Source organism: Psychroserpens sp. S379A, assembly GCF_049800755.1.
Classification (GTDB): Bacteria; Bacteroidota; Bacteroidia; order Flavobacteriales; family Flavobacteriaceae; genus Psychroserpens.
In genome coordinates, this window is sequence record NZ_JBNAFQ010000002.1 from 564,014 (window position 1) to 575,379 (window position 11,366).

15 protein-coding genes are annotated in these 11,366 nt (G+C 31.5%); all 15 read right to left on the minus strand.

Annotated elements, in window-relative coordinates:
- Entirely contained in the window at nt 1–498 is a 498-nt protein-coding gene (locus tag ACP15M_RS07305) for a hypothetical protein (protein WP_425076532.1), read from the minus strand.
- 12 nt (nt 499–510) lie between these two features.
- Complete coding sequence (locus ACP15M_RS07310; RefSeq protein ID WP_425076533.1) at nt 511–876, minus strand: 3-hydroxyacyl-ACP dehydratase; 366 nt, start codon at nt 874–876, stop codon at nt 511–513.
- Between the two features lie 2 nt (nt 877–878).
- Nucleotides 879–1,511 carry a porin family protein gene (locus ACP15M_RS07315; protein ID WP_425076534.1) on the minus strand — a complete coding sequence of 211 codons (633 nt, stop codon included), beginning with the start codon at nt 1,509–1,511 and terminating at the stop codon, nt 879–881.
- 1 nt (nt 1,512) lies between these two features.
- Entirely contained in the window at nt 1,513–2,124 is a 612-nt protein-coding gene (locus ACP15M_RS07320) for a hypothetical protein (protein WP_425076535.1), read from the minus strand.
- Nucleotides 2,105–2,722 (minus strand): LolA family protein, encoded by a 618-nt coding sequence (locus ACP15M_RS07325; RefSeq protein ID WP_425076536.1) that lies wholly within the window; start codon nt 2,720–2,722, stop codon nt 2,105–2,107. The genes ACP15M_RS07320 and ACP15M_RS07325 overlap by 20 nt, the downstream gene beginning before the upstream one ends.
- A complete protein-coding gene (locus tag ACP15M_RS07330) occupies nt 2,715–3,491 on the minus strand; it encodes a polysaccharide deacetylase family protein (RefSeq protein ID WP_425076537.1) in 777 nt (258 codons plus the stop codon). Before ACP15M_RS07330 ends, ACP15M_RS07325 begins: the two co-directional genes overlap by 8 nt.
- Nucleotides 3,485–4,546 carry a beta-ketoacyl synthase N-terminal-like domain-containing protein gene (locus ACP15M_RS07335; protein WP_425076538.1) on the minus strand — a complete coding sequence of 354 codons (1,062 nt, stop codon included), beginning with the start codon at nt 4,544–4,546 and terminating at the stop codon, nt 3,485–3,487. The genes ACP15M_RS07330 and ACP15M_RS07335 overlap by 7 nt, the downstream gene beginning before the upstream one ends.
- On the minus strand, nt 4,547–5,749 hold the full coding sequence (locus ACP15M_RS07340) for a beta-ketoacyl-[acyl-carrier-protein] synthase family protein (protein ID WP_425076539.1): 1,203 nt from the start codon (nt 5,747–5,749) through the stop codon (nt 4,547–4,549). It abuts the gene before it with no gap.
- A gap of 95 nt (nt 5,750–5,844) precedes the next feature.
- Complete coding sequence (locus ACP15M_RS07345; RefSeq protein ID WP_425076540.1) at nt 5,845–6,102, minus strand: phosphopantetheine-binding protein; 258 nt, start codon at nt 6,100–6,102, stop codon at nt 5,845–5,847.
- Between the two features lies 1 nt (nt 6,103).
- Nucleotides 6,104–6,727: a 3-oxoacyl-ACP synthase gene (locus ACP15M_RS07350; protein ID WP_425076541.1), complete on the minus strand. Its 624-nt coding sequence runs from the start codon at nt 6,725–6,727 to the stop codon at nt 6,104–6,106.
- Nucleotides 6,728–6,729: 2 nt separating this feature from the next.
- Nucleotides 6,730–7,791 carry a methyltransferase gene (locus ACP15M_RS07355; protein WP_425076542.1) on the minus strand — a complete coding sequence of 354 codons (1,062 nt, stop codon included), beginning with the start codon at nt 7,789–7,791 and terminating at the stop codon, nt 6,730–6,732.
- Nucleotides 7,792–7,796: 5 nt separating this feature from the next.
- The gene (locus ACP15M_RS07360; protein WP_425076543.1) at nt 7,797–8,942 is read right to left on the minus strand and encodes a beta-ketoacyl-[acyl-carrier-protein] synthase family protein; all 1,146 of its coding nucleotides are present in this window, start codon (nt 8,940–8,942) and stop codon (nt 7,797–7,799) included.
- Nucleotides 8,935–9,387: an acyl-CoA thioesterase gene (locus ACP15M_RS07365; protein WP_425076544.1), complete on the minus strand. Its 453-nt coding sequence runs from the start codon at nt 9,385–9,387 to the stop codon at nt 8,935–8,937. The genes ACP15M_RS07360 and ACP15M_RS07365 overlap by 8 nt, the downstream gene beginning before the upstream one ends.
- Entirely contained in the window at nt 9,365–10,630 is a 1,266-nt protein-coding gene (locus ACP15M_RS07370) for an ABC transporter permease (protein WP_425076545.1), read from the minus strand. The genes ACP15M_RS07365 and ACP15M_RS07370 overlap by 23 nt, the downstream gene beginning before the upstream one ends.
- On the minus strand, nt 10,623–11,366 hold the full coding sequence (locus ACP15M_RS07375) for an ABC transporter ATP-binding protein (protein WP_425076546.1): 744 nt from the start codon (nt 11,364–11,366) through the stop codon (nt 10,623–10,625). The genes ACP15M_RS07370 and ACP15M_RS07375 overlap by 8 nt, the downstream gene beginning before the upstream one ends.

The window sequence follows — 11,366 nt, forward strand, 5'->3', positions numbered from 1 at the left end:
TTAGAAACCTAAAATTACTGATTTTTCTTCATCTGAGAAGACTTTAGATTGGGAAATATAGTCTTTTATATGATTTTTTAAATGTGAAGATTTTATGTTTTTAAATTGTGTAAGTATAAAATGTTTATCTTCTTCAATATTTTTTTTATACCTAAGAAGTTTAGGCGTATTTTCTTGAATGGTTAATCTAATAAAGCGAGTTTCTATAGTATTTGGTGCTTTTTCAATAGCATATTCAACAAGAGAAACGCCTTCAATAAATCCATCTTTTTTTGCTTTTATAGTTTTTTGTTGTTTCGCAAACAATGCCATTACAGCACCTTTGTATGCTACAAGAACTACATGATCTTGCTTGGTAACTTTAGCGATTGATTGGTATAAGGCTTCTACCTTACTTTTATCTTGCGCAGCATCTTTATAAGCTGCTCTAACAGTATCAATACTTATAGATTGTGCATTTAGGCTTAAAGCACTTAATAAAAGTAATATTAGTTTCATTTTAAAGTAATTTTATTTCACTATAAAGTTACTTGTCAATTTTAGTGCCACAGTGTCTTCAAAAGTAGTACTGTTTTTTACTTTGTAGCCAGTTTCGGTTTGCTCTATATTAAGTTGTAGCTCTAAATCTGGTGTTTTTTCAGGATTTATAATGGCCATAAACTTAATATTGCTAGACGATTGCATCTGTAATTGTTTATCGACCACCTTTTCGGTTAGCTCTTTAATAATTTGCATCATGCAAACTCCTGGAGTTACAGGATTTCCTGGAAAATGCCCTTTAAAGATATCATGATCTTTATTAATTGTGATATGTGCTGTGACAGCATTATCAACAACATTTAAATTAGTTAGCGTATAAAAATCGTTTAATTGCATGTTTATTTCGAAAAATCAAGTCTATAAGAAATACTAAATTGAATCACACCATTTAAAATAGTGTCATCAAAATAATCATCGTCATCATCGTCGTCGTAATCATAATCATCATAAAAATCGTCACGAACATCAATAATGCCTTGTTTGTATCTTAGTTCTAACCCTAAACCAAAAGGAAATTCATAACCAACACCTCCAAAAAAGACGATGTCTATAGGTGTAATATCTGTATCATTATCTTTGATAAGAATGTCTAGTCCTGGACCAACAGTAAGATTAAAACCTAAGTTGTTTATAGGATAAAATTTATTGGCAACATTTAAGCCTATATACTCTAAAACTAAATCTCTTTCACGAGTAATAATTGAGGAATTAAAAATATCGTTACTAAAAGATCTATATTCTATAGTTGCACCTTGATTAGAGTAATTTATTTCAGGTTGTAACTCATAAAAACGCGTTAATTTAATATTTAAAAATAAGCCACCTTGTAATCCTGTTTTAGAGTCGCTTCTACTAACGTTTGATAAGTTAGAAATGTTTAATCCAGACTTTATTCCTGGCTGGATTTTAACTTGAGAAAAAGCAATAGCACAAGTAAAAATGAGTATAATATTTAAAATATTTTTCTTCATGTTAGTTTTGTTTTATGATTGATTTGAGATTGATTTTTAGTTTAATATTAGAGTGATTAATCTCTATTTGTTGTGCAATATTATCACTTATTTCTGAAAAGAGAAACCTAACCTTTTCTTTTCTTTTGTTTGCTCTTATAATTTTAAGTGTTTTAGCATCTTCAGAGTAGTAATAAGTCTTGTTGTCTAGTATTGCTTTATTAATAATTTGATTTTCAAAACTGTATATGTCTGTAGCGAGAAGATTTTCAGTAATTAAAACTTTAAAATCTGTTTTAAGAATGGCAATGAGCATTTTTTTGTTAAGTTCATCTACAATATAATTGACTTTAAAATCATCTTTATAAAAGGTGACATCTAATAAGGTTTGTCCCATTTCTGTAGTAAAACCAATTCTGTGATGCTGATCTCCTATTTTTTTTACTACAAAAAGACCTCCTAACGAACGGTTATAAACCTCAATATTTGCTTTGTAGATATAGTCTTGATTAAGATTAGAAAAATAAGGATTGCTAATTGTACCTTGTGTATCTAGCTTTTGAAAATTATTTTTTTTAGGATAACTCGCACAAGCAGTTAAACAAAAACAAAGACTAATGACTAAAAATCGCATTGTCTAAAGCTTGGTTTAAAGTTTTATTTTGAAATAGGATTCGAGTATAATCTGAAGACGGTTCGATCATTTTTACTTCGATAACATCGCCTTTTTCATTAAATGTGATATGAAAACTTTGAATGTACTTTGCAAATTTTTTATCCTTCGGATTAAAATACACTAAGCTGTTATTATCACTTTTAAAATAAGTAATATCAAAAGCATCTTCATCAAACATATCGCCTTTAATACTGCTAATAATAAGTTTGTTAAGTTGTTTAAACATTTTGCTACTACCTATGTCTACATTACTCTTTTTTCCTTCATCATTTACATATAACGTTTCATCTTTAAAAATAACGGAATATTTAAAAGGCGTAACATATTCCCATTTTACTAAATCTGGATATTTAAATGCTAGTTTTCCTGATGTTTCAATATCGTTATCTAAAAAATCTAAATGCTTGTATTGTACAAAATCACTAGTAATGGTTTGTGTAGAAGCAGCTAATTGTTTCACTTTATCTTTTAAAGCATTGGCTTCGGCATCTGTTATTTTTGTTTGTGCTTGACTTGCAAAAACCAAGACAAAGAATAGATATACGAGTTTAGGCATAAGCTTTTATATTAAATAAAGAATCTATAGTAACAGATTCTATGTTTTGTTGCTGTAAAAATAACAATAACTGTTCCAAAACAGCGATGGTTTTTTCACTAGTATCATGCAATAAAATAACATCGCCTTTTTTTAAGTTATTGGTAATGCGATGTAAAACCGTTTTCTCACTTAGAGCTGTTGTGTCTAAAGAACGCTTGCTCCAACCTACAGATTGCAATCCAGTCATTTTTAAAGCACGTTTTATATTTGGATTGGTAATACCAAAAGCTGGTCTGTAAAGGGAAACGTTTAAATGCGTTAGCTGTTTTATAATCGTACTGGTTTGTTGTAACTCTGAAGTTACTTTGGCAGTAGAAAAGAAACCAAAATGATTCGCATGAGAATAGGTGTGGTTTCCTACAGTATGTTTTTGAGCTATAATACTTTTGAAGAGATCTGGATGTGCTTCAATATGTTTTCCAATACAAAAAAAAGTAGCTTTAGCATTATATTGTTTCAGAAGCGCTAAAACTCTAGGTGTAAAATTAGGATTAGGACCATCATCAAAAGTAATAGCAACATGGTTTTTGTCTGTGTTGTAATTAGCGTTTAAAGATTTAAAATGATAATTCCATCCAATAAAAGCAGAACCACAAGCGGTTAAAATCAACCATATAAATATGACAATAAGAATTGGAATAAATGAAAAATTAAAACAATAGTAAGCGATTAAAAACCCAATTAAAATAAGGCTTATAATGATATTAACACTTCTAAAGTTTAGCATTGTTGTAGTAAGGTGAAACTATGATTTTCTCCACGATACTGATTGTATAATAAAATGGTTTTAATAGAAGTAGTCGCTGTAGTATTCAGTTTTACTACATTAGGAAGTGTTTGGGTTTTTAAAATTTTAGAGGCTAACCAAAACCCAAACGATGATGCTGTATTAAATTCACCACACAAATGTTTGTAATAAGCTTGTTGTGTAGTTTGAAAGGCTTCAGATAAGGGATTATAATATTCATCATAATCAGCATCGCCATTTTTACCAAGAATTAAAAGGTCTAAGGCTTCTGGTTGAATTTGATGCGCTTGTAAAAATTGTGTTGCTTCAGAAACTAGGTCTGATTTCTCTAAAGTATTATAGATTTTTACAGCCATAATTTTGGCATAAGTAGAGGCTTGTTTTTCATTAGAAAGCACAAAAAAATTAGCACCTTCACCAAAAACAGCACCAGACGAATTTGAATCTAGTACTTGAGAAACTTTTACAGGTTCTGCTTTAACGTGATCTATAAGTTTATGAATCTTTACAGTATGATCTCCTAGTTCGTCAACACCACCAATAAGAATGTTTTTTTCTTCATTATGTTCTAACTGAAGTTTAGCATCTAACAAAGCAGATTCAAACGAATTACTCGCATGAACATAAGTAAAATTGTAGCCTTTACATTGTAGCTCTAAAGCGATTTGTCCTCCAACTGTATTGTGTGTAGATTGAATAAACGAAGTAGGTGTAAGGTATTGTTCGTCATTATCAATAATAGCACTTACAAATTTTTCAGAATCGCGAACACAACCCATTCCAGTTCCAGTAATAATAGCATCTACATTTTCTAAATGCGCTTCTTTTAAAGCAAGTTTAGAAGCCACAACTCCCATTTTTATTCCTTTAGCCATTCGCCTTGCAGCTGCTGGAGGAATAAAATCTTTATAATTAGGATTGATGACTTTAATTACATTAGCCTCATGATCTTCAATATCTTGTAAGAAGGAAGAATGTTCAAATGTTTTTTGAGCAGAAATTGAAGCGATGCTATTAATGTAAACCTGTTTCATTTATTGTGCTTTAGAAAAGATGACTGTAGAACAGTTTCCGCCAAACCCAAAAGAGTTAGACATCACTGTTTGAAGTGGTTTTTCTTTTACCTGTAATTGTGGAGTGATAGCAAATTCTTTCATTTGCGTTTTAAAATTCAGATTCGGATAAATCACGTTGTTTTGTAATGCTAAAACCGAATAAACTGCTTCAATTGCTCCTGCAGCAGCTAGTGTATGTCCTGTGTACGCTTTAGTAGAACTAAACTCTGGAACCTGATCTCCAAAAACTCTTATAATGGCACGTCCTTCAGATAAATCATTATTAGCAGTTGCTGTGCCATGAGCATTGATATAATCGATATCTTTTGGTGATAAATTTGCGACTTTTAAGGCTTTTTCCATAGCAAGTGTTGCGCCATCTCCATGATCTGAGGATGCTGTTTGATGGTAAGCATCATTAGCATTACCATAACCTTTTACATAAGCAAGCACAGTTTTGTTTTGTGCCTGAACGACTTTATCTGATTCTAAAACTAAAAAGGCAGCAGCTTCACCTAAATTAAGTCCTTTACGATTGTCGTCGAAAGGTGTATTGTAGGTGTCTGATAAAATCATTAAAGTTTTAAATCCATTAATTGTAAATTTAGACAAGCAATCTGAACCTCCAACAATCACTCGATCCAGTTGTCCAGATTTTATGAGTCTTGCACCAAACATAATAGCATTGGCTGCTGATGAGCATGCTGTACTTATTGTAGTGACTAAACTTTTTTTAATGCCTAATTGTTCTGCAATTTTTTGTGAAGCATCACCAGCATGATGACCTTCTATATATTTTTGAGTGGCTGTGTTTTCTAAATAATCGTAGTAATAACGCTCTGTCATGTCCATTCCACCAACACTAGTTGCAGAAACAAGACCTGTTTTATAGGCATTAATATCTGTGATTTTAGCATGCTTTATGGCTTCTTTGGCAGCGACAACACCAAGTAGTCCTGTTCTAGAATAATTATTATCTGAAGCTAACTGAAGTTGTTCTTCTAATTCTTGATTGGTAAAATCGATCTCACCAACCATAATCTCATTAACATGATTGGTTGTTATTTTAGAAACACGAGAAATTCCTTTTTTACCATCAATAAGCGATTGGTAATTTTCTGCAACATTGTTTCCAATGGCAGAGATAATTCCCATTCCTGTTATTGCAACTCCTTTACTCATAATATATTCCGCGAAAGCGAAAACCTTTTAATACGTCTGCACTGTTTTGTTGAGATTAAGTTAACAGCTAGACTTAATGTTTAGTTAATGTAATCTTATTTTGCTCTATGCTCAGCAATATAAGTCGCCATAGTGTTTATAGATTCAAAAATAGCACGACCTTCTTTAGGATCTGTTAATTTAATACCATAGTTTTTGTCGAGCATCACAATTAATTCTAAAGCATCAATTGAATCTAAGCCTAAACCATCACCAAAAAGCATGTCTTCATTTGCAATATCATCTGGACTTAGGTCTTCTAAGTTTAATTGCTCGATAATGTATTCTTTTAATTCTTGTTTTAAAGCGTCCATATTATGTGTTATATAGTTTTATTATGTTTTGTTTATTGTGTTCTGTGTTACCAGTATTTGATACTAAATATACAAATGCTTCATAATTGTTGTCATCATCAAACTCTACCCAACCACAAAGTACTGCATCTGCTTTTTGGCTTGATAGTAAACTGTTTGAATAGGCAAACAAATGTTCGGCATTAAAGTTGTCAAAGATAAAAAAACTATTTTCAGAATATAGCTTGTATTTTATGCTAATCTCTCCAATACAAATATTTGGCAAAGTATAGACAAAAATTGCTGGACTCGGATAATAGCTGTCTTTGTTTTGAATGGAGTCTTGATGCTTTCTATCTGTATCTAAACTCGATGCTTTGTTAGAAAATAATATTGCAATATTCTGCTCGTTTTCTGGAGTTACATTTTCGTTTTTTAATACAATGTCTGAAGCCAAAAACGCAAGTTTACTTAAGCTATCCATTTTAAAGAATTTTGGATACTTGGTGTCTTGTGCTTTATAAGCTGCTTTAATGAAGGCTGAAAAGCTTTCAGCTTTATGGGTATATAACACATTGCCATTTAATGTGATAGTATTGTTTTTTATACTACAAAATGCTGATATGTTATATGCAGAATTTGACATTCTTATTTCTTTTTACAAACTAAAATTGTATGATATTCTCCAACTGCAATATCTTCTTTTAATTGTAAACCAGCTTTATCAATAAGTTGTAAAAAGACTTCAGCAGGATACATTTTAGAGTTTCCATTTGCCATAACTGTAAAGTAAAGCGAAGTTGCTTCTAGTATAAATTTAGCATTGTCAAATTTTTGTCTATCTGTAAAGGTTTCCATAATTAAAATTTCACCATCGTCTTTTACTGCATTGGCACAGGCTTTTAAGATGGTTAAAATTTCATCTTCAGAAAAACAATCTAAAAACTGACTCATCCAAATGGTATCTGCTCCTTTTGGTAATGTAGGATTTTCAGACAACCAATCTATTTCGTGATGTGTCACACGATTTTTAAATCCAGCTTTTTCAACATTATCAAGTGCAATTTTTAATTGTCCAGGTAAATCGACCATTTTTATAGAAACATCATCACTGTATTTACTTCCACTAATAGCAAATTTTCCTGTGTTTGCACCAACATCATAAATTACTTTTGGGTTAGTTCTAAATACAGTTTCTAGAGCTTCTTGAAATACATCATCAGAATAATGGTGATCGAACTCAAACCAAGATTGTTGAATTTTTGGTTGTAATTTAGATAAGCCTTCGTAAATGGTGCTCCAATCTCCTAGTTCTTTCAATCCAGAAGGTTGTTGAGTTTTAATAGCTTCTTCTAAATGATATAATCCTTTATAACACACATCTTGCGTAAAGTTTATATTTACATTAACCGTTTCGTTATAAGCTAAAAAGTAGCCAATAGTTGTTAAGGAGAATTTTTTGTTATCGTCTTGACTTACAATGTTTGAGCTTTCTGCAATTTCAAGTAATACACCAATTCCATAAGTGCTAATTGATAGTGTTTTTGCAATGTCTTCAATAGTAATTCCTCCTTTTTTTCTATGTTGAAAAATTAAATCGAAAACACCAAGATTACGTAAACTTACTGTAGCTTGAAATACAAAAGGAGCGAAGGCAATTTTTTGCGCTTCTTGAATAGCATCTATAGCTTTTATGTTTTGGGTTGACATGTTTATTAATTAGTTTTTTTAAATAATATAGAAGTATTACAACCTCCAAATCCTGAGGCTGTTTTTAAAAATGTATGTAATGTTTTTTGATTCGTTTTTTTAATAATATTTATAGGTTTAGAAACTCCTAGAGTTTCAAAGCCTTTAGATGCATACAATGTATTATTATGCAAAGAATGCATGCCAATAATTGTTTCTACTAATCCTGAAGCACCTAAAGTATGTCCGAAGTAACCTTTTAAACTGTTAAGCGGAACGTCTTGTAATTGCATTCGGTTGAAGGCAATGGCTTCCATTTCATCATTGTATAAAGTTGCAGTGCCATGAGCTGAAATATAATCGATGTCTTTAGCCGAAACACCAGCTTGTGTAAAAGCAGATTGCATACTTCTGTATAGACCTTCACCTGTTCGTGATGGTCCAGAAATATGATTAGCATCATTACAAGACCCTTCGCCTAAAATTTCGACACTTTCTTTGGCTAGATTTGCATTGGTATTACTTACTAAAACACTCGCAGCAACTTCACCAATATTTATTCCAGTTCTATTAGAATCATAAGGTTTACATGGCAAACTACTTAAAGCTTGAAACGAATTAAAACCAGATAAAATAAATGCTGTAACAACATCTCCACTTGCAATAAAAACATGGTCATATAAGCCTTCTTGTATATAGCGTTTTGCAACAGCAATGGCTAAAACACCAGAGACACAGGCATTAGACACAACAATAGCATCATTTTTAAAATTGAAAAAATCTTTAACATGTCTACCTAATTGGTTTAAATATGCTCTGTCTTTATGAAATGGATTTGCACTATCTAAAGCATCTATGTTTCCTTTAGTCGTAGAAATGATAAGTCCAACACGTTCGTTGAGTTCAACATTTGAAGCTTCAATAACTGGATGCAATGACGCTATCATCATTTGTTCTAAACGTGTATATGCATTTTTAGGATTTAAACTATTAAATGTATCTTCTAATGTTTCCGTAGGAATTAAAGAAGAATAAAATGGCTCAGGAAGCACATGGTTGTTTGTGATAAGTTGTAAACCAGAAACTTCGTTTTTAATGTTTCCTACAACAGCGTCACTAGTAAACCCTAAAGACGATATGATATTATTATGTGATACGTAAACTTTATTCATCTAATAAGCCTACATTTTTTTTCCATTCCATAAAAAATTCAGGAATGGTTAAAGACAATTCGCCTTCTCCAATATCATCTACAAATACTTGAACCGTTTCTCCAGTACAAACCAGCTGATTATTTTGATTATAAACTTCGTAACGAAATACCATTTTTGCTGCAGGACTGTCTACATAAATGGTTTTAACTGTAGCTATATCTCCATATCGTAAAGGCAATTTATGATCTGTACTTGATTTAACTATTGGAGTTGCATAACCATGTTTTTTTTGATCGAGATATGAAATGCCATGTTTTCTCCCAAAAGATTCTCTACCATCTTCAAAATATTGAATGTAATTTCCATGCCAAACAATACCTAAAGGATCGGTTTCTACAAAGCGAACACGAACTTGATTGGTATGTTCTACCTGTTTGAATTTAGATGGCATTTTTCTTTTCATTATAAACAATAGCAATTAATGTTGTGATTATAAAAAACAAAAACAGTAAACTTATTTCTGGAAGAATTTCTACTAGTCCTGAATGTCGCAAAAATACATCGTAAAAGGCATTTAAACCCCAATTCATAGGAGAAATATTAGATAAAGTTTGCATAAACTTTGGCATTATAAACACAGGAACCCAAACACCTCCTAAAGCGGCTAGAATAACAACAAATGTTGCACCAAAAGGTGCAGATTGCTCTTGTGTTTTGGCAATTGTACCTAATAATAATCCTAAACCTATAGCTGCTAAACCTGCAAAAAACGCAACAACAAATAGTAAAGGTATGCGACCAGAAATGTCTAAAGTTGGTAAACCCATTTGAGGAAAAAAGTAAACACCTACGAGCAACATGAGAATAAATTGTATCATGCAAACACAAAGATAAACCAGTGTTTTTCCTCCTAAAACTGTTGCATAAGACACAGGATTTGTACGCAAGCGCACAAACGTACCTTGACTTTTTTCTTTTACAATATTTATAGATAAAGGCACAATAATAAAAAAGATAGCAAAGAGTGTCCAAGCAGGAACATTGTGTTGTACCGAATTTGGAATGATCTCTTTCTCATCTTTTATAGGCATAATTTCTTTAAAATGAATAAAATTATCGGTTTCAAAGATAGCTTCAGTAGGATCGTCTGTTATTTGATCTTGAAAGGCTTTATAAATCGATTGTGTTTCAATTTTAGAAATCATTTTATCAATGCCATTTTTAACCGAAGATTTAAACGATTGTTGCGTTGCAGGATCAAAGTAAAGTCTGACTTCCTTTTTAGGAATTTCAACGGTTTTAGTTTCAGTATCGTCTTCTAAACTAAATTTGGCAATAATACCTTCTACATTTTGATTTACTTTTTTTTCTAAATCTGAAGATAAATTTTCAGGAATAATAATTGCTAATTGATAGGCTCCAGAAAACACCAAATCTTTAGCATTCTTTTCGCTGCCGTTTACAACAACCTGAAACGCATTAGAATTAGCTAAACCCTCTTGAATGTGTTGCGAAACACTCCCTAAATCGTTATCGACAACTAAAACAGGAATTTTAACATCATTAACAGTTTTAAAGGTACTGTCTTGAATGATTGTAATGGTAATAATTAACACCAAAGGCATGACAAACAATACCACAAGACCACCAAAATCTTTGATGAGTAACAAAAACTCTTTATGTGCAGACGCTAAGAGTTTATGCATGATCACGTAAGGCTTTTCCAGTTAAACTTAAGAAGACATCTTCTAAATTATGAGCATCTTTGTTAGCATTAATGAGATCTTTTGGTTTGCCTTTTACAATAAGTTTTCCATGATCTATAATAGCCACTCTAGTACAAAAAGCTTCAGCTTCGTTAAGATGATGCGAAGTATAAATAATAGTCGTTCCTTTTTTGTTGAGGTCTTTAAGAAACTCTATAATGACATTTTTAGATTGCACATCTACACCAACAGTTGGCTCATCTAGAAATAGCACTTTAGGCTCATGTAAGATGCTAGCAATAAGATTTACGCGACGTTTCATACCACCAGAAAATGTGATTATTTTTTTATTCGCAAATTGCGATAATCCTAATATTTCTAAAGTGTTATGTATTTTGTCAGTTAATGATTTTCCTTTTAAACCATACATGCTTCCAAAATATTTTAGATTTTCTAAAGCTGTTAAGGTTGGATATAAAGCATATTCTTGAGGTACTATACCTATGAGTTGCTTGAGTTGATTTTTGTGTTTTTGATAAGTTAAACCATTAATATTAAACGTACCAGAAGTAGGTTTTATTAAAGAGCAAAGTATTGAAATTAGTGTAGTTTTTCCTGCGCCATTAGGCCCAAGAAGTCCGAAAATTTCTTTTTCTTGAATGAACAAATCTAAATTAGAAACCGAAAACTTATCAGCACCTTTATATTGTTTAGAAATTTGTTCTATGGAAATCAT

Bases quoted from the DNA above. Each gene is read 5' to 3' on its own strand.
- ACP15M_RS07305 (WP_425076532.1), bottom strand. From the start codon at position 498: ATGAAACTAATATTACTTTTATTAAGTGCTTTAAGCCTAAATGCACAA.
- ACP15M_RS07310 (WP_425076533.1), bottom strand. From the start codon at position 876: ATGCAATTAAACGATTTTTATACGCTAACTAATTTAAATGTTGTTGAT.
- ACP15M_RS07315 (WP_425076534.1), bottom strand. From the start codon at position 1,511: ATGAAGAAAAATATTTTAAATATTATACTCATTTTTACTTGTGCTATT.
- ACP15M_RS07320 (WP_425076535.1), bottom strand. From the start codon at position 2,124: ATGCGATTTTTAGTCATTAGTCTTTGTTTTTGTTTAACTGCTTGTGCG.
- ACP15M_RS07325 (WP_425076536.1), bottom strand. From the start codon at position 2,722: ATGCCTAAACTCGTATATCTATTCTTTGTCTTGGTTTTTGCAAGTCAA.
- ACP15M_RS07330 (WP_425076537.1), bottom strand. From the start codon at position 3,491: ATGCTAAACTTTAGAAGTGTTAATATCATTATAAGCCTTATTTTAATT.
- ACP15M_RS07335 (WP_425076538.1), bottom strand. From the start codon at position 4,546: ATGAAACAGGTTTACATTAATAGCATCGCTTCAATTTCTGCTCAAAAA.
- ACP15M_RS07340 (WP_425076539.1), bottom strand. From the start codon at position 5,749: ATGAGTAAAGGAGTTGCAATAACAGGAATGGGAATTATCTCTGCCATT.
- ACP15M_RS07345 (WP_425076540.1), bottom strand. From the start codon at position 6,102: ATGGACGCTTTAAAACAAGAATTAAAAGAATACATTATCGAGCAATTA.
- ACP15M_RS07350 (WP_425076541.1), bottom strand. From the start codon at position 6,727: ATGTCAAATTCTGCATATAACATATCAGCATTTTGTAGTATAAAAAAC.
- ACP15M_RS07355 (WP_425076542.1), bottom strand. From the start codon at position 7,791: ATGTCAACCCAAAACATAAAAGCTATAGATGCTATTCAAGAAGCGCAA.
- ACP15M_RS07360 (WP_425076543.1), bottom strand. From the start codon at position 8,942: ATGAATAAAGTTTACGTATCACATAATAATATCATATCGTCTTTAGGG.
- ACP15M_RS07365 (WP_425076544.1), bottom strand. From the start codon at position 9,387: ATGAAAAGAAAAATGCCATCTAAATTCAAACAGGTAGAACATACCAAT.
- ACP15M_RS07370 (WP_425076545.1), bottom strand. From the start codon at position 10,630: ATGCATAAACTCTTAGCGTCTGCACATAAAGAGTTTTTGTTACTCATC.
- ACP15M_RS07375 (WP_425076546.1), bottom strand. From the start codon at position 11,366: ATGATTTCCATAGAACAAATTTCTAAACAATATAAAGGTGCTGATAAG.